Source organism: Streptomyces sp. NPDC022910 (assembly GCF_055561075.1).
The window spans coordinates 208,076-225,761 of record NZ_JBVHHL010000010.1; the positions used below are offsets into that span (position 1 = coordinate 208,076).

Here is a 17,686-nt window from a genome sequence, read left to right on the forward strand (position 1 = left end):
GAGCGCTGTTGTGTTCACTAAGGGCTGCAAACATCAAGTCCCCCCGTTCTGTTCCGTATCCTGTGCCCGCTCATTCCCAGTCTGTTCGCCCGCAAGCCCCTCAAGAAGCAGTGCGAGCACGCTCCGTACGCTCTCCATACGGATTTCCGCGCGGTCGCCGTTCAACCGCAGCGCGGCCACTTTCCCGCCATCAAGTTCGCCGGAAACACCTTCGAACGGCCGGTGCACGGCCACGAAAACCGTGCCGACCGGCTTCCCGTCCTGGGGTTCGGGCCCGGCCACACCGGTCGTCGCCAACCCCCAGTCGGCGCCGAGCACCTTGCGCACGCCGGCCGCCATCTGAGCTGCGACCTGCGGATCCACCGCCCCGCGCGCGTCCAGAAGGGTGCCGTCGACCCCGAGGACATCCCGCTTCACATCGGTGGCGTACGCGGTCACGGAGCCGCGGAAGACCTTGGAGGCCCCCGGCGCCGCCGTGATCTCCGCGGCCACCAGACCACCGGTCAGCGACTCCGCGACAGCGAGCGTCTCGCCCCTCACGGTGAGTAGCCGCACCACTTCGGTGGCCAGGGGATTCACCCTTCCGCCTCCTCCGCCGCGGCTCGGCGCTCGGCGATTCCGCGCCTGCGCAGCACGATGGCCTGTCTCACATAGTCGAGTCCGGTCACGACGGTCAGGACGATCGCCACGGCCATCACCCAGAACCTCAGGGTCGCGAGCCATCCCGTGAGCGCCAGGACGTACATGCCGACGGCCACGCCCTGGGTCAGCGTCTTCAGCTTGCCGCCGCGGCTCGCCGGGATCACGCCGTAGCGGATCACCAGGAAGCGCAGCAGGGTGATGCCGAGCTCGCGGCCGAGGATCACTCCCGTCACCCACCACGGCAGGTCGCCGAGCCAGGACAGGCAGATCAGCGCCGCACCCATGATCGCCTTGTCCGCGATGGGGTCGGCGATCTTCCCGAAGTCGGTGACGAGGTTGTAGGTGCGCGCCAGGTGGCCGTCGAACAGATCGGTGATCATGGCGACGGCGAAGGCCGCCCAGGCGAACGAGCGCCAAGCCGGGTCGTATCCGCCGCCCGCCAGCATCAGCGCGACGAAGCCGGGCACGAGGACCAGGCGGAGCATCGTGAGCAGGTTGGCGACGTTCCAGACGCTGGCCTGGTTGACCACGGCGGCCGTCAGCTTGCCGCCCCGAGCCGACCGCGAGCCGTCCTGGCCGTCCTGGCCGTCCTGGGTGTCCACGTCCCCCTTGCCGACCGCGACCCCGGACGGGCCCTTGCCCGCCTTGCCGCCGGAGATGCCCGCCGTTCCGGAGCCGCCCGGCGCGGACGCCGCCCCGCGCGCACCGGAGGAGCCGCCCGCCGCGGATGCCGGGATTCCGGTCATCTGCCCGCCTCCTCAGGACGCTCGAGCGAGCCCGCAAGCGGCTCGGCCACCAGATCGACGCCTTCCGTACCGACCACCTTCGCCTCGACCATACGGCCCACACGAAGGCCCTCGCCCCTCGTGAACAGCACCTGGCCGTCCGTCTCGGGAGCCTGGTGCGCGGCGCGGCCGTACGCGCCCTCCTCCTCGGCCACAGACTCCACGAGCACGTGTACGGTCTCGCCGACGCGCTCCTCGGCGCGCTGCGACACCAGCTCCTCGGCCAGGCGGGAGACATGGGCCAGCCGCTCGGCGACCACGTCCTCGTGGAGCTTGTCGTCGTAGGTAGCTGCTTCCGTGCCCTCCTCGTCGGAGTAGCCGAAGACGCCGATGGCGTCCAGCCGCGCACTGTTCAGGAAGCGTTCGAGCTCGGCCAGGTCGGCCTCGGTCTCGCCGGGGAAGCCCACGATGAAGTTGGAGCGCACGCCGGCCTCCGGCGCCTTGCTCCGGATGGTGTCCAGCAGCTCCAGGAAGCGGTCGGTGTCACCGAAGCGCCGCATCGCGCGCAGCACGTCGGGTGCCGAGTGCTGGAAAGACAGGTCGAAGTAGGAGGCGACCTTGGGGGTCGAGGTCAGCACGTCGATGAGCCCGGGCCGCATCTCGGCGGGCTGGAGGTAGCTGACGCGGACCCGCTCGATGCCGTCCACCTCGGCGAGCTCGGGCAGCAGGGACTCCAGGAGGCGGATGTCGCCGAGATCCTTGCCGTACGAGGTGTTGTTCTCGGAGACCAGCATGATCTCCTTCACACCCTGCTCGGCCAGCCAGCGCGTCTCGTTCAGCACGTCGCTCGGGCGACGCGAGATGAAGGAGCCACGGAAGGACGGGATGGCGCAGAAGGAGCAGCGCCGGTCGCATCCGGAGGCCAGCTTCACCGAGGCGACCGGGGAGCCGTCCAGGCGGCGGCGCAGCGGCGCACGGGGACCGGAGGCCGGAGCGAGCCCCTCCGGAAGATCCACAGGACCGTGTCCGGGCAACGCGACCGAAGCGGCCGACTCCTGCCGCTCCACCGGACTGATCGGTAGCAGGTTCCGCCGGTCGCGCGGGGTGTGCGAGGCGTGGATGCCGCCGTTCAGGATGGTCTGGAGGCGGTCCGAGATGTTCGCGTAGTCGTCGAAGCCAAGCACGCCGTCTGCCTCGGGTAGGGCCTCGGCGAGCTCCTTGCCGTACCGCTCGGCCATGCAGCCCACCGCCACGACGGCCTGCGTTCTACCGTGTCCCTTGAGGTCGTTGGCCTCCAGCAGGGCGTCGACGGAGTCCTTCTTCGCGGCCTCCACGAAGCCACAGGTGTTCACGACGGCGACGTCGGCGTCCTCGGCGTCCTCCACGAGCTGCCAGCCGTCCGCCTCCAAACGGCCTGCGAGCTCCTCCGAGTCCACCTCGTTACGGGCGCAGCCAAGGGTGACGAGTGCGACGGTACGGCGTTCAGGCATGGGCTCAAGACTACTTCGTCCCGCTGACAGCCCACGTCGACGGGGTTGGCCGATCTTGGCCAACCCCGTGTGTCCGTGTGCCTTCAGTGCTCGGGCACCTCATGGTCCGGCGGGCCCGCGTCAGCCCGTGACGGGGTCGCCCTTCGTGTAGGTCAGGCGCTCGACCTGACCGGGCTGGAAGGAGTCCTGGATCTTCTTGCCGTTCACGTACAGCTCGATCGCGCCCGCGTCACCGAGGACCAGGTCGATCTTCTCCTTGTCCTGGAAGGTCTGCGAGTCGCCCTTCTTGAGCAGTCCGTCGAAGAGGGTCTGGCCGTTGTGGTCCTTGGCGGAGATCCAGCTGCGGCCGTCGACGGCGCTCACCTGGACGGTCACCTTGTCCCGGGGCGCGGCCGCGATGGCGCTCTCGGTCGGCTCGGGCTTCTGGTCGGCCGACTTGCTGCTCTTGGGCGTCGGCGAGGCCGGCTTGCTGGTGTGCGGCGTGGAGCCCTCGGCGACCTGAGTCTTGGTGCCGTCACCGCTGTCGGTGCCCTTGATCACCGTGAACCCGACGAAGCCGATCACCGCGACGATCGCAGCGACCATGGCCGCCGTCCAGTTGGGCCCGCGCCGCTCGGGGCGGATACGTTCCGCATCGAAGAGCGGGGACGCCGGGGTCGGTGCGGGCCGCCCGCCGTGCTCGGCGGCGTACTGTTCGAGCAGCGGGGCCGGGTCGAGATGCACCGCGCGCGCGAGCGTGCGAATGTGGCCCCGGGCGTAGACATCACCGCCACAGGGGGCGAAGTCGTCCTGTTCGATCGCCTGCACGATGGGGGCACGGACCCGGGTGGCGCTGCTGACGTCGTCGACGGTCAGCCCGGCCGCGATGCGCGCCTGCTGCAGGGCTCGGCCGATCGAAGGGCGTTCCGACGCACTGGCGTCTTCGCGATCTTCTTCGAACGGGCGTGCGTCCTCAGGGGAGTTGCCGTCAGGGGAGTTGCCGATGGACACGGGGGCGCCTTTCGAGCGTTCAGCCACCTGTGCTGGAAGTTCAGTCTAGGGGGGGTACGAAAGGGTGGGGCAACCGGGCGGTATGACTTTGTAGGCCATCAGAATGGCCGGTCATCCTGATGGTGGGACATATACCTGCCCCCTCCCTCAACTTGACGTATGCCGGAGGGAAACGGTTGCTCACGGATCACTTACGAGTGGGTCACGGTCGAGAGGCCGAGGCCTGCCTCGGACGCGGTCGGACACGCTCGGGCGACCCACTCGTACGGCGAACCGGGACCATCCGAATCTCTAGGGAGACTCCCCACGGATCAGGGCGAGCACGCCGTCCAGCTCGTCAGGTTTCACAAGAACATCACGTGCCTTGGAACCCTCGCTGGGACCGACGATGTTCCTCGACTCCATGAGGTCCATCAGCCGTCCCGCCTTGGCGAAGCCGACGCGCAGCTTGCGCTGGAGCATCGAGGTGGATCCGAACTGCGTGGAGACGACCAGTTCGGCCGCCTGGCACAACAGGTCGAGGTCGTCGCCGATGTCCTCGTCGATCTCCTTCTTCTGCTTGGTGCCGACCGTGACGTCCTCCCGGAAGACGGGCGCCATCTGGTCCTTGCAGTGCTGCACGACCGCCGCGACCTCTTCCTCGGTCACGAACGCGCCCTGCATACGGGTCGGCTTGTTCGCGCCCATCGGGAGGAAGAGCCCGTCGCCCTTGCCGATCAGCTTCTCGGCGCCGGGCTGGTCGAGGATGACGCGCGAGTCGGCGAGGGACGAGGTGGCGAAGGCGAGCCGGGAAGGCACGTTCGCCTTGATCAGACCGGTCACGACGTCCACGGACGGCCGCTGCGTGGCGAGCACCAGGTGGATGCCGGCCGCGCGCGCGAGCTGCGTGATGCGCACGATCGCGTCCTCGACGTCGCGCGGCGCGACCATCATCAGATCGGCCAGCTCGTCGACGATCACCAGCAGGTAGGGGTACGGCTGCAGTTCGCGTTCGCTGCCTTCGGGCGCCTTGACCTTGCCGTTCCTGATGGCCTGGTTGAAGTCGTCGATGTGCCTGAAGCCGTACGCCGCCAGATCGTCGTACCGCAGATCCATCTCCCGTACGACCCACTGGAGCGCCTCGGCGGCCCGCTTCGGGTTGGTGATGATCGGCGTGATCAGGTGCGGGATGCCCTCGTACGCGGTCAGCTCGACGCGCTTGGGGTCGACCAGGACCATGCGCACGTCCTCCGGGGTCGCGCGCATCATGACCGAGGTGATCAGGCAGTTGATGCAGGACGACTTGCCGGATCCGGTGGCGCCGGCGACGAGCACGTGCGGCATCTTCGCGATGTTCGCCATCACGTAGCCGCCCTCGACGTCCTTGCCGAGCGCGACCAGCATCGGATGGTCGTCCTCGGCGGCCTCCGCCAGCCGGAGCACGTCCCCGAGGTTGACCATCTCGCGGTCGGTGTTCGGGATCTCGATGCCGACCGCGGACTTCCCTGGGATCGGGCTGATGATCCGAACGTCGGGGCTGGCGACGGCGTACGCGATGTTCTTGGTCAGCGCGGTGATCCGCTCGACCTTCACGGCGGGGCCGAGCTCGACCTCGTACCGGGTGACCGTCGGGCCGCGGGTGAAGCCGGTGACGGCCGCGTCCACCTTGAACTCGGTGAAGACGTTCGTGAGCGAGGCGACCACGGCATCGTTGGCGGCGCTGCGCGCCTTGCCGGGGCCGCCGCGCTCGAGGAGGTCCAGGGAAGGCAGGGAGTAGGTGATGTCCCCGGAGAGCTGGAGCTGCTCGGCGCGCGGCGGGAGATCGCGGGGCTCCTGAGGTGCCGACTTGGTCAGGTCGGGCACCACGGACTCGACCGGGAGCTTCTCCTGCTGGGGGCGCGCGGCCGGCACGGGCGTCGGTGTCGCCTCCACGCGGTCGCCCACGCTCACCCCCTGGGTGAGGTCCGCGACGACGGAGGACGGCGGCATACCGTGCAGCACGGCGCCGTCCAGGGCGGCCGCCGCGGCCGCCGCGACGTCCACGGCGTCCATCTCCCGGCCCATGGCGGGCTGCACGGAGGGGCGGCGGGGACGGCCGCGGCGCCGGGAGAGCGCCTCCTGCTCGGCTCCGTCCGTGTCGTACGCCTCCGCGGCGGACCCACGCCGCCGGGAGCGGGGCAGCGCCTCACGCCACTGGTCGTCGTAGCGCTCGTCGTCCTCGGTGCGGACGTCGTCCTCGGGTTCGTGCACGATCCCGAGCTTCACGCCGAGCAGCCGCAGTCGCTGCGGGATGGCGGTGACGGGCGTGGCGGTGACGACGAGCAGACCGAAGAAGGTGAGCAGGACCAGCAGCGGTACGGCGAGGGCGTCCCCCATGGTGTACGTCAGCGGGGTGGCCGCAGCCCAGCCGATGAGCCCGCCGGCGTCCCTTATCGCCTGCATGCCGTCGCTGCGCGCGGGCTCGCCACAGGCGATGTGCACCTGGCCCAGCACGCCGACGACGAGGGCGGACAGACCGATGACGATGCGGCCGTTGGCCTCCGGCCGCTCCGGGTGGAGGATCAGGCGCACGGCGATCGCGCCGAGCAGTATCGGCACGAGCAGGTCGAGACGGCCGAAGGCGCCGGTCACCAGCATCTCGACGAGGTCGCCGACGGGACCGCGCAGATTGGCCCAGGTGCCCGCGGCGACGATCAGCGAGAGACCGAGCAGCAGGAGCGCGAGGCCGTCCTTGCGGTGCGCCGGGTCGAGCCCCTTCGCGCCCCGCCCTATGCCGCGGAACATCGCTCCGACGGCGTGCGCGAGCCCGAGCCACAGGGCGCGTACGAGTCTGTACACGCCCGCGGTCGGGTTGGGCGCCGGCGTCGGGGCGGGCTTCTTCGCCGCAGCCTTCCTCGCGGGCGCCTTCTTCGCGGCGGCTTTCTTCGCGGGGGCCTGCTTCGCCGGAGCCTTCCTCGGAGCGGCCGCCTTCTTCGCGGGCGACTTCTTGGCTGCGGGACGTGGGGCCATGGGTGTGAGGTTACCGGTGGAGACGACAGGGGACACGCGTGCCCACGGGTTCACCCGTTCGTGTCGGCCCAGGAGAGGCGCGAAGCTGACGCCGGCTCAAGGGGTGCCGAAACAAGCTCACTCGGGCCACCCCGCGGAAGGAGGCGGCACGCCGAAGCTCCACTCCGCCGAGCGAACCCGTGGAGCAGCCCGTCAGTTCTGGGACGGCAGAGTGGGCGCGCCGCTGCCCGTGCCCGGTTCCAGGGCGTCCAGCGCCCTGCGCAACCCCGTGAGTTTGCGTTCGAGATGGGCCGCGGTCGCCACCGCCGCCGCGTCGGCCGCGTCGTCGTCGAGCTGCTTGGACAGTGCCTCCGCCTGCTCCTCGACCGCCGCGAGCCGCGCGGAGAGCTCGGCGAGGAGTCCGGCAGGCTCCTTGTTCTCGCCGGCCGCGGACTTGCCGCCGCCTTCCAACTGGAGCCGGAGCAGGGCCGCCTGCTCCCGGAGTTGGCAGTTCTTCATGTAGAGCTCGACGAACACCGAGACCTTCGCGCGCAGCACCCACGGGTCGAAGGGCTTGGAGATGTAGTCCACCGCACCCGCCGCGTACCCGCGGAAGGTGTGATGCGGGCCGTGGTTGATGGCGGTCAGGAAGATGATCGGGATGTCCCTGGTCCGCTCCCGTCGCTTGATGTGCGCGGCGGTCTCGAAACCGTCCATGCCCGGCATTTGGACGTCCAGCAGAATGACCGCGAAGTCGTCCGTCAGCAGTGCCTTGAGCGCTTCCTCCCCGGACGATGCCCTGACCAGCGTCTGATCGAGCGCGGAGAGGATGGCCTCCAGCGCCAGCAGATTCTCCGGCCGGTCATCGACCAGGAGGATCTTGGCCTTCTGCACCATGGCCCGCCCTCCTCGCCCCGGCTTGGGGCCTCCCCTGTCCTCAGGACTCGGGGTGACGCCGCCCGGCGTCACCCCAGGGGACGACTCCCTTGCGCCGCCCGTCCTTGTGCCGGTCATCGTAGCCGCACCCCGCCTGTCGCCACACCCTGTCACCGCGATGTCACTGTGCACGTAGCAGAAACGCAACAGGAGACCAGAAGGTTCCCCGTACACCGCACTTCTACACGGCTGCGGCCACACTCGGTCAGCAACTCCGCGTGAACATTCAGGGGCCCCCTCACTCCTCACGCATCCACTGTTCCATCACCGACAGCAGATGATCGGGATCGACCGGCTTGGTCACGTAGTCGGAAGCGCCCGAGTCGATCGCCTTCTCCCGGTCGCCCTTCATCGCCTTCGCCGTCAGCGCGATGATCGGCAGCCCCGCGAACTGCGGCATCCGCCGGATCGCCGTCGTCGTGGCATACCCGTCCATCTCGGGCATCATGATGTCCATCAGGACGACCGCCACGTCGTCGTGCTGTTCCAGGACCTCGATGCCCTCCCGGCCGTTCTCGGCGTACAGCACCGACAGGCCGTGCTGCTCCAGGACGCTGGTGAGCGCGAAGACATTGCGGATGTCGTCGTCGACGATCAGTACCTTCTCACTCTCGAACCGCACGCCCTGCCGGGGCAGCATCCCTTCCTGCTGCTCCCCGGACCACTGCTCCTGCCCCGCGCCCGAGCGCTGCGCGCCCGTGAAGACCGCCCTGCGCCGGCGGCGGAACAGCGCCGCGGGCCCGTTCTGGGTCTCCCGGTACGACTTCACCTCGGCCGGTGTCTCGATGTCCGGCGCGGACAGCTCCGCCTCGGACGCCAGCAGTTCCTCGGCCTCCAAGGCGGCCGCGAGCTGCGAGTAACCGTGCGGCGGCAGTTCGCTCGGGTGCAGCGGCAAATACAGCGTGAACGTCGAGCCGCGTCCGGGCTCGCTCTGCGCGTGGATCTCGCCGCCGAGCAGCCGCGCGATCTCGCGCGAGATGGACAGCCCCAGACCCGTACCGCCGTACTTGCGGCTCGTGGTCCCGTCAGCCTGCTTGAACGCCTCGAAGATCACCCGCATCTTGCTGGCCGCGATGCCGATGCCCGTGTCGGCCACGGAGAACGCGATCATTGCCGCGTCCGGGTCCCGCAGCGAACCCGCCTCCAGCAACTGCTCCCGGATGGCCACGGGCACATCGCTGCCCGCGGGCCGGATGACCAGTTCGACGGCCCCGGTGTCGGTGAACTTCACCGCGTTGGACAGCAGGTTGCGCAGCACCTGCAGGAGGCGCTGCTCGTCGGTGTGCAGGGTGGCGGGCAGCTCGGGAGAGACCCGTACGGAGAAGTCGAGGCCCTTCTCGGCGGTCAGCGGCCGGAAGGTGGCCTCCACGTAGTCGACGAGCTGGACGAGCGCGATACGCGTCGGCGACACGTCCATCTTGCCCGCCTCGACCTTCGACAGGTCGAGGATATCGTTGATCAGCTGGAGCAGGTCGGAGCCTGCGCCGTGGATGGTCTCGGCGAACTCGACCTGCTTCGGCGAGAGGTTCCCCTCGGCGTTGTCGGCGAGCAACTTGGCGAGGATCAACAGGGAGTTGAGCGGCGTGCGCAGCTCGTGCGACATGTTGGCCAGGAACTCGCTCTTGTAGCGCATGGAGACCGCGAGCTGCTCGGCACGCTCCTCCAGGACCTGCCGCGCCTCCTCGATCTCGGTGTTCTTGACCTCGATGTCACGGTTCTGCTGGGCCAGCAGTTCGGCCTTCTCCTCCAGTTCGGCGTTGGACGCCTGGAGGGCCTTCTGCCGCTGCTCCAACTCCTCGGACCGGAGCCGGAGCTGCTCGGTCAGCTCCTGCGACTGCTTCAGCAGCACCTCGGTCTTGGTATTGACGGAGATGGTGTTGACGCTCGTCGCGATCATCTCGGCGATCTGGTTGAGGAAGTCCTTCTGGATCTGTGTGAACGGCGTGAAGGAGGCGAGCTCGATCACGCCGAGCACCTTCCCCTCGAAGAGCACCGGAAGGACGATCACCTGCGCGGGCGGTGCCTCCCCGAGCCCGGAGGAGATCCTCAGATAGCCGCTCGGCGCGTTCTCCACCAGGATCGTGCGCTTCTCCAGGGCGGCCGTCCCGATGAGCGCCTCACCCGGCCGGAACGACGTCGGCATGGAGCCCATCGAGTAGCCGTACGACCCCAGCATCCGCAGCTCGTACGCGTCGTCCGTCTCGGCACCCAGGTCCTTGCCGTCGACCAGCGGCATCGCGAGGAAGAACGCGCCGTGCTGCGCGGAGACCACCGGCGTCAGCTCGCTCATGATCAGCGAGGCCACGTCCTCCAGGTCGCGGCGGCCCTGCATCAGCGCCGAGATGCGCGCCAGGTTGCCCTTGAGCCAGTCCTGCTCCTTGTTGGCGATCGTGGTGTCGCGCAGGTTGGCGATCATCTTGTTGATGTAGTCCTGAAGCTCCTGGATCTCGCCGGAGGCGTCCACGTCGATCTTCAGGTTGAGGTCGCCACGGGTCACGGCGGTCGCCACGCGCGCGATCGCGCGCACCTGACGGGTCAGGTTCCCGGCCATCTCGTTCACCGACTCGGTCAGGTCGCGCCAGGTTCCGTCGACGTCCCGGACGCGCGCCTGGCCGCCGAGCTGCCCTTCCGTGCCCACCTCGCGGGCGACCCGGGTGACCTCCTCGGCGAAGGACGAGAGCTGGTCGACCATGGTGTTGATGGTGGTCTTCAGCTCGAGGATCTCACCGCGGGCGTCGATGTCGATCTTCTTGGTCAGGTCGCCCTTGGCGATGGCCGTGGTGACCATGGCGATGTTGCGGACCTGACCGGTGAGGTTGGACGCCATCTGATTCACGGACTCGGTGAGGTCCTTCCACGTACCGGCCACACCCGGTACGTGTGCCTGGCCCCCGAGGATGCCGTCCGTGCCCACCTCGCGGGCCACCTTGGTGACCTGGTCGGCGAACGAACTCAGCGTCTTCACCATGGTGTTGAAGGTGTCGGCGAGCTGCGCGACCTCGCCGCGCGCCTCGATCGTCACCGTCCGCGTCAGATCACCGTTGGCGACGGCCGCCGCGACCTGTGAGATGTTGCGCACCTGTGTGGTCAGGTTGTTGGCCATCAGGTTGACGTTGTCGTTGAGGTCCTTCCAGATGCCGGTGACGCCTGGCACGTGCGCCTGGCCGCCGAGGATGCCCTCGGTGCCCACCTCGCGGGCCACCCGCGTCACCTGCTCGGCGAAGGACGACAGCTGGTCCACCATCGTGTTGACGGTGGTGACCAGTTCCAGGATCTCGCCCTTGGCGTCGACGGTGATCTTCTTGGACAGGTCGCCCTTGGCGACCGCGGTCGTGACCTCGGCGATGTTGCGCACCTGAATGGTCAGGTTGTTCGCCATGAAGTTCACGGACTGCGTGAGGTCCTTCCAGGTTCCGGAGACACCCTGAACCTCCGCCTGGCCGCCGAGGATGCCCTCGGTGCCCACCTCGCGGGCCACCCGCGTCACCTGCTCGGCGAAGTTGGAGAGCTGGTCGACCATCGTATTGAGGGTGTTCTTCAGCTCCAGGATCTCGCCGCGCGCGTCCACGTCGATCTTCTGCGACAGGTCACCGCGGGCCACCGCCGTCGCGACCTGCGCGATGTTGCGCACCTGCGTGGTGAGGTTGCCGGCCATGCCGTTCACGGAGTCGGTCAGATCGCGCCACACGCCGGCCACGCCGGGCACCTGCGCCTGACCGCCGAGCCGGCCCTCGGTGCCCACCTCGCGGGCCACCCGGGTCACCTGCTCGGCGAAGGCGGAAAGCTGGTCCACCAGGTTGTTGATGGTGTTCTTCAGCTCCAGGATCTCGCCGCGCGCGTCCACGTCGATCTTCTGCGACAGGTCACCGCGGGCCACCGCCGTCGTCACCTGGGCGATCTGCCGCACCTGTGAGGTGAGGTTGCCCGCCATGAAGTTGACGGAGTCGGTGAGTTCCTTCCAGGTGCCGCTGACGCCCGGCACCACGGCCTGGCCGCCCAGGCGGCCCTCCGTGCCGACGTCCCGGGCCATGCGCGTGACCTGCTCGGCGAAGTTCGAGAGCTGATCCACCATCGTGTTCACGGTGTTCTTCAGCTGGAGCATCTCACCGGAGACGTCCACCGTGACCTTCTGCGACAGGTCGCCATTGGCCACCGCGGTCGTGACCTGGGCAATGTTGCGGACCTGGCCGGTGAGGTTGCGGAACGCGGTGTTGACCGAGTCCGTGAGGTCCTTCCAGGTGCCGGCGGCGCCCGTCACCTGCGCCTGACCGCCCAGCTCACCCTCGACACCGATCTCCCGAGCGACTCGCGTGACCTCGGAGCCGAAGGCGGACAGCTGGTCCACCATCCCGTTGACGGTGTTCTTCAGCTCCAGCATCTCGCCGGCGACGTCGACGGTGACCTTCTGCGACAGGTCACCGTTGGCCACCGCCGTCGTCACCGCGGCGATGTCGCGCACCTGAGTGGTCAGATTCCGGAAGACCGTGTTCACCGAATCGGTGAGATCCTTCCACGTTCCCGCCGCACCCGGAACGTTCGCCTGACCGCCGAGCTGGCCCTCGGCACCGACCTCGTTGGCCACTCGGGTGACCTCGTCCGCGAAGGTGCGCAACGTCTCGGTCATCTGGTTGATCGTCTCGGCGAGCTGCGCGACCTCGCCCCGCGCCGACACGGTCACCTTCTGCGACAGGTCACCGTTGGCCACCGCGGTCGTCACCTGCGCGATCCCGCGCACCTGGGCAGTCAGATTGCCGGCCATCAGGTTCACCGAGTCGGTGAGGTCCTTCCACACGCCGGCCACCCCGGGCACCTGCGCCTGGCCCCCCAGCTCACCCTCGGTGCCCACCTCGCGGGCCACCCGGGTCACCTCGGAGGAGAAGGAGGACAGCTGGTCCACCATCGTGTTGACGGTTTCCTTCAGCTCGAGCATCTCGCCGGCCACATGAACCGTGACCTTCCGGGACAAGTCACCCTTCGCGACGGCCGTCGTCACCAGTGCGATGTCCCGCACCTGTGCGGTCAGGCGGTACGCCATCGTGTTGACGGAGTCCGTGAGGTCCTTCCACGAACCGGACATACCGCGCACCCGGGCCTGCCCGCCCAGCTTGCCCTCGGTGCCCACCTCGCTGGCCACGCGTGTGACCTCGTCCGTGAACGTCGACAGCTGGTCGACCAGATTGTTGACCGTACGGCCGACCTTCAGGAACTCGCCGCGAAGCGGCTGCCCCGTCCCGTCCGTCCCCGGCGTCCGCAACTCCATGCGCGGCGACAGATCGCCCTCGGCCACCGCGGACAGCACCCGGCTGACCTCGGAGACGGGGCGCGCCAGATCGTCGACGAGCGCGTTGGAGGCGTCGATCGCGGCCGCCCAGGAGCCCTCGCACGCTCCCACCTCCAGCCGCTCGGTGAGTTTTCCCTCACGCCCGACCATGCGCCGCACGCGTGCCAGCTCTCCGGTCAGGTGGAGATTCCGGTCGGCCACCTCATTGAAGACAGCCGCGATTTCGGCCATCACCCCGTCGCCGGAGACCGTCAGACGCTTCCGGAAGTTGCCGTCCCTCATGGACACCAGGGCCGCCAGCAGCCGGTTCAGGGCCGCCGTGTCCACCGCGGTGGTTCCATTGCGCGTTTTGCGCTGGTTGCTCAGGGACTGTCCGCCTTTTGCGCGCGTCTTCGTGCTCCGCGTCGCTGCGCCAGACTCCACTGTGTCCCTCCCGCAGGGGTCGACCATCACTGCTGTGCTCAGGGTTACTGCTCGCCGTACCGGTTACTGATGCTCGTGCTGCCCGATGTACCAGGCACACGCGCGTGCTCCTGCCCTGCGTGGCAAAAGACACTCGGCCTGCCCGGACCTTCTCAGGAAGCTTGCCCAGTGTTTCACCATGCCTCAACCAGGCCATAACAGTTCGGCAGCTTCGCACACGCTCCGCACACCCTCCGGACGTAAACACCGGCGACCGGCATCCGCATGGACGCGGAAGGTAAGTACCCTTGCATCCGGCTGTCCAGCCGTACCGGTCCGACCGGTCTGGGCGGTGGCACGAGCACGAGCGGGCAGGCATCGGAGGGGCGCCTCACCATGACCACCGGACTGCATCCCGGGGGACCACCCCAGGATCCCCGGCACGGGGGGAACCAGCAACTGCCCAGGCAGGAGCGGGTCGGCCCGGGAGCCCCGCACGTCGAGAACCGGACAAGGAGTTCTGTGATCACCGCGCGCGCGGCCGCCAGCTTCGAGCCCGTCGGACGATCGGTCGCGACCGCCCGGTCCTTCGTCCGTGACACGCTCCAGGGCTGGGGCTTCGCCGACATCGTCGACGACGCCGTGGTCCTCACCAGCGAACTGGTCACCAACGCCGTCGTCCATGCCGGCACCGCCGCGGACGTCCTGTGTCTGCGCAGCGACGACGGCGTGCGCATCGAGGTGGCCGACCGCTATCCGGAACGCGAGATCCCGCTGCAGACGACCGCGATCAACATGGGCGGCCCCGACCGCGAGGGCGGCCGCGGCCTCCAGCTCTGCGCTGCTCTGGCCGGCCGCTGGGGCGTCGAGTACACGCCCACGCACAAGCAGGTCTGGTTCCAACTGGACCTCCCCGAGCGCCCGGTGGGCACCCGCGCTGCGGGCCCCTCCCTCCCCGCCGACCTCCTCCCGCTCGCCGACGGCCGGGTCCGCGTGGCGGTCGTCCAGATCGACCGCACAGGCTCCATCACCGCCTGGAACGAGGACGCGGAGGAACTCTTCGGGTACGCGGCCGAGCAGGTCATCGGCAAGCCGCTCACCGACTTCGCGGCCTGGCCGCACACCCCCGGCACCGGTACCGGCATCGCCGAGGCCCTCCAGCTCTCCCGCTGGGAGGGCAGCTACGGCATCCGCGGCGCCGACGGCCGTGTGACCCCGGTCTACGCCTCTCATCTGCGCGTACGCGACACGGCAGGCGAACCGTCCACGGTCTGTCTGCTCGTACGCGACCACGAACGCGCCGTCCTGCAGACCCCGTTGCGCGGACCGGCTCCCGACACGACGACCACCTCGGACGGGCAGGCCGCGGACCCCTTCGAGGTCTTCATCGGCTCCCCCGCACCCGACGACCTCGACGGCCTGCTGCAGCGCACGGTGGAGCGCGCCCGCGACATGCTCGACGGCGACGCGGCCTTCCTCCTCCTGGCCACCGACGACGAAACGGAGCTGGAGGTGCGCGCCTCGACCGGCCTGCCCTCCGCCCGCCAGCGCTTCGCCCGCGTCCCGGTCGAGGCGGGACCCGGCCGCTACGGCTCGGCCCGCATGCCGGCCGTCCACGACGACCTCACGGCCGTACCGGGCGCGGTCCCCCTGCTGTCCGGAACGGGCATGCGCTCGGTGGTGACGGTCCCGCTGAAGGTGGAGGGCCGGCTCACCGGCTCCCTAGGCGTGGCCGCCGAGGCGCCCTCCCGCTACTCCAACGAGGAGGCGCTGCGCCTCCAGTTCGCGGCCGACCGCATCGCCCTCGCCGTGGAATCGGCCCGCCTGGGCGAGCTGGAGCGGCTGCGCCGCGGCTCGCTGAGCTTCCTCGTCGAGGCCTCCGACCTCCTCGCCGGCACCCTGGACCGCGACCAGACGCTGGCGCTCATGGCCCAGATGACCATCCCGACCCTGGCCACCTGGTGCGCGGTGTACACGATCGCCGACCAGGCCTCGGAGCCGTACCTCTCGTACGTGCTGCACGAGGACGAGGAGCGCATCGACGGCCTGAAGGCACTCCTGTCGAAGATCCCCCCGCCGGAACCGATTCCCGCGCCGGGCGCCCGGGTCTGGACGGCCCCCGCGGAGGCGGCCCACCGGGCGGCGCTCCGCACTTCCATGCGGAGCCTGGGCCTGGGCGAGCCCGCGACGGTGAGCTCCGGCATCGGCACGACGCTGGCGACGGCCTCGGCGGTCGGCGGCGAAACGGTCGTACTCCCGCTCGTGGCACGCAACCGCGTCATCGGCATGCTGACGCTGGGCAAGCCGACGGACGAACATTTCCGCCAGGAGATCCTGGAACTGGCCGAGGACTTGAGCCGCCGGGCCGCCCTCGCACTGGACAACGCCCGGCTGTACTCGGAGCGCACGGCCATCAGCCAGTCCCTCCAGCGCAGCCTGCTGCCGCCGGAGCTCCCCCAGGTCGACGGCGTCGAGGTCGAGGTCATCTACCGGGCGGCCGGCGAGGGCAACGAGGTCGGCGGCGACTTCTATGACCTGTTCCCGATCCGCGACGGCGCGTACGGCTTCGCCATCGGCGACGTCTGCGGTACGGGTCCGGAGGCGGCGGCGGTCACGGGTCTGGCCCGCCACGCCCTCCGTCTGCTGGCCCGCGAGGGCTTCGGCGGTCCTGCGGTCCTGGAGCGCCTCAACTCCGCGATCCTCGACGAGGGAGCCCGCAGCCGCTTCCTGACGCTCCTCTACGGCGAGTTGTGGCCGCAGGAGGACGGCAGCGCGGTCCTGAAGGTGGTCTGCGCCGGCCACCCGCTTCCGCTCCGGCTGCGCCAGGACGGGACGGTGGAACCGGCCGCGGAGCCGCAGCCGCTCCTCGGCGTCATGGAGGACCTGGAGCTGTACGCGCAGACGGTGACGCTCGATCCGGGCGACGTCCTGCTGTGCGTCACGGACGGCGTCACCGAACGCCGCGAGGGCACGCGTATGTTGGGCGACGACGGCCTCGCGGACGTCCTGACGACCTGTACGGGACTCACGGCGGGCGCGGTGGCGGCGCGCATCATGCGTGCGGTCGAACGCTTCGCGTCCGACGCCCCCTCCGACGACATGGCGATTCTCGCGATGCGGGTGCCGGACCTTCCGAAGGACTGAGGGAGCGCCCGGCCAAGCCTGTACCACCGTCCCGAGTTCGAAAACGAAAAAGGCCTCGCCCTGCTGGGCGAGGCCTTTTGCTCGAGCCCCCAAACGGAATCGAACCGTTGACCTTCTCCTTACCATGGAGACGCTCTGCCGACTGAGCTATAGGGGCCTGTCACCTTTTCGAGGTTTCCCTCGCGGCAACGGAATAGATCCTACCCCGAACGGACGTGTGCCCCCAACCACGAGCACCCGGTCAGAAGGCGGGCTGCAGCAACCCGCCCAGCGCGTTGCACGCAGAGACGATCCGGTTCATCTCACGCTTCGTCAGCGACGCCTCCACCGGCAGCGAGAGGGTCTCATCGGCGGCCCGCTCGGTCTCCGGCAGCCACACGTCGCGCCGGAACCCCGGCATACGGTGAACCGGCGTCTGCACCGGCACCCGGCACTCAACTCCCCTGGCCCGCACGGCCCGTGCGAAGGCGTCCCGGTCCGGCCGGCCATTGCCCGGCACCCGCACCACGTACTGCTGATAGGTGTGTCCACCGCTGCCCTCGGGCGTCCGCACGCCGCGCAGCCGCCGGTCGAGGTACGCGGCCCGCTCACGGCGCTGCGCCACCTCGGCGTACGGCGTCTCGGACTCGCCCTGCTCCAGCACCAGGAGCCCGTGCCGCTGCCCGATCTCGTGCAGACCCACGACGTCGGCCGGCCGCCCGAAGCGGTGGACGACTACGACCGCAACGGTCTCCGAGCTGATCACTGCCTCGACGGCGGAGGGGTCGAGGCAGTACGTCGCCGGGTCTATGTCGGCGAAGACCGGCATCGCACCGGCCAGGGTCACGGCCTCGGCAACCTCGATGTTTCCGAAGGCCGGCACGATGACCTCGTCACCGGCGCCGATGCCTGCGGCTGTGAGCATTCCAGCGGTACCCATGGCTCGGATGCTGGTAGGGCAAAGTGAACGCAAAGTGACACGCAACACAAAAGAGCTGGTCCCCGAACCGAAGTTCGGGAACCAGCTCCGAAGAATTGTTCGGCGGTGTCCTACTCTCCCACAGGGTCCCCCCTGCAGTACCATCGGCGCTGTAAGGCTTAGCTTCCGGGTTCGGAATGTAACCGGGCGT

General features: G+C 69.2%; 9 protein-coding genes, 1 tRNA gene and 1 rRNA gene. 1 reads left to right on the forward strand and 10 read right to left on the reverse strand.

Annotation, left to right across the window (positions count from 1 at the left end):
- Nucleotides 1-33: 33 nt before the first annotated feature.
- The 7 genes from ACZ3TS_RS13225 to ACZ3TS_RS13255 all read right to left on the reverse strand — a co-directional run bounded on the left by ACZ3TS_RS13225 (nucleotide 34) and on the right by ACZ3TS_RS13255 (nucleotide 13,454).
- Nucleotides 34-579, reverse strand: coding sequence for a CinA family protein (locus ACZ3TS_RS13225; RefSeq protein WP_467616913.1), 546 nt, complete (start codon nucleotides 577-579; stop codon nucleotides 34-36).
- Nucleotides 576-1,388 carry a CDP-diacylglycerol--glycerol-3-phosphate 3-phosphatidyltransferase gene (pgsA, locus tag ACZ3TS_RS13230; protein WP_467616915.1) on the reverse strand — a complete coding sequence of 271 codons (813 nt, stop codon included), beginning with the start codon at nucleotides 1,386-1,388 and terminating at the stop codon, nucleotides 576-578. The genes ACZ3TS_RS13225 and pgsA overlap by 4 nt, the downstream gene beginning before the upstream one ends.
- Entirely contained in the window at nucleotides 1,385-2,857 is a 1,473-nt protein-coding gene (gene rimO, locus ACZ3TS_RS13235; protein ID WP_467616917.1) for a 30S ribosomal protein S12 methylthiotransferase RimO, read from the reverse strand. The genes pgsA and rimO overlap by 4 nt, the downstream gene beginning before the upstream one ends.
- Nucleotides 2,858-2,977: 120 nt before the next feature.
- Nucleotides 2,978-3,847: a helix-turn-helix domain-containing protein gene (locus ACZ3TS_RS13240; protein WP_467616919.1), complete on the reverse strand. Its 870-nt coding sequence runs from the start codon at nucleotides 3,845-3,847 to the stop codon at nucleotides 2,978-2,980.
- 291 nt (nucleotides 3,848-4,138) lie between these two features.
- Entirely contained in the window at nucleotides 4,139-6,871 is a 2,733-nt protein-coding gene (locus ACZ3TS_RS13245) for a DNA translocase FtsK (protein WP_467616922.1), read from the reverse strand.
- 156 nt (nucleotides 6,872-7,027) lie between these two features.
- Complete coding sequence (locus ACZ3TS_RS13250) at nucleotides 7,028-7,711, reverse strand: response regulator (protein ID WP_467616924.1); 684 nt, start codon at nucleotides 7,709-7,711, stop codon at nucleotides 7,028-7,030.
- A gap of 277 nt (nucleotides 7,712-7,988) precedes the next feature.
- Nucleotides 7,989-13,454, reverse strand: a complete 5,466-nt coding sequence (locus ACZ3TS_RS13255; protein WP_467616926.1) for a HAMP domain-containing protein — start codon at nucleotides 13,452-13,454, stop codon at nucleotides 7,989-7,991.
- Between the two features lie 375 nt (nucleotides 13,455-13,829).
- On the opposite strand from ACZ3TS_RS13255, the gene ACZ3TS_RS13260 reads away from it, so the two are divergent.
- Nucleotides 13,830-16,577 (forward strand): SpoIIE family protein phosphatase, encoded by a 2,748-nt coding sequence (locus ACZ3TS_RS13260; protein WP_467616928.1) that lies wholly within the window; start codon nucleotides 13,830-13,832, stop codon nucleotides 16,575-16,577.
- Nucleotides 16,578-16,661: 84 nt separating this feature from the next.
- Here the strand turns inward: ACZ3TS_RS13260 and ACZ3TS_RS13265 are convergent.
- From ACZ3TS_RS13265 to rrf, 3 genes are all read right to left on the reverse strand, one after another.
- Nucleotides 16,662-16,734: transfer RNA gene (locus tag ACZ3TS_RS13265), tRNA-Thr, on the reverse strand.
- 84 nt (nucleotides 16,735-16,818) lie between these two features.
- Nucleotides 16,819-17,481, reverse strand: a complete 663-nt coding sequence (locus ACZ3TS_RS13270; protein WP_467616947.1) for a DegT/DnrJ/EryC1/StrS family aminotransferase — start codon at nucleotides 17,479-17,481, stop codon at nucleotides 16,819-16,821.
- 112 nt (nucleotides 17,482-17,593) lie between these two features.
- Nucleotides 17,594-17,686 (reverse strand): 5S ribosomal RNA (rrf, locus tag ACZ3TS_RS13275); the annotation flags it as partial.

What these genes read in the sequence shown, in the direction of transcription:
- rimO (WP_467616917.1), bottom strand. Translation starts at nt 2,857, where the DNA reads ATGCCTGAACGCCGTACCGTCGCACTCGTCACCCTTGGCTGCGCCCGT.
- ACZ3TS_RS13270 (WP_467616947.1), bottom strand. Translation starts at nt 17,481, where the DNA reads ATGCTCACAGCCGCAGGCATCGGCGCCGGTGACGAGGTCATCGTGCCG.
- pgsA (WP_467616915.1), bottom strand. Translation starts at nt 1,388, where the DNA reads ATGACCGGAATCCCGGCATCCGCGGCGGGCGGCTCCTCCGGTGCGCGC.
- ACZ3TS_RS13250 (WP_467616924.1), bottom strand. Translation starts at nt 7,711, where the DNA reads ATGGTGCAGAAGGCCAAGATCCTCCTGGTCGATGACCGGCCGGAGAAT.
- ACZ3TS_RS13260 (WP_467616928.1), top strand. Translation starts at nt 13,830, where the DNA reads ATGACCACCGGACTGCATCCCGGGGGACCACCCCAGGATCCCCGGCAC.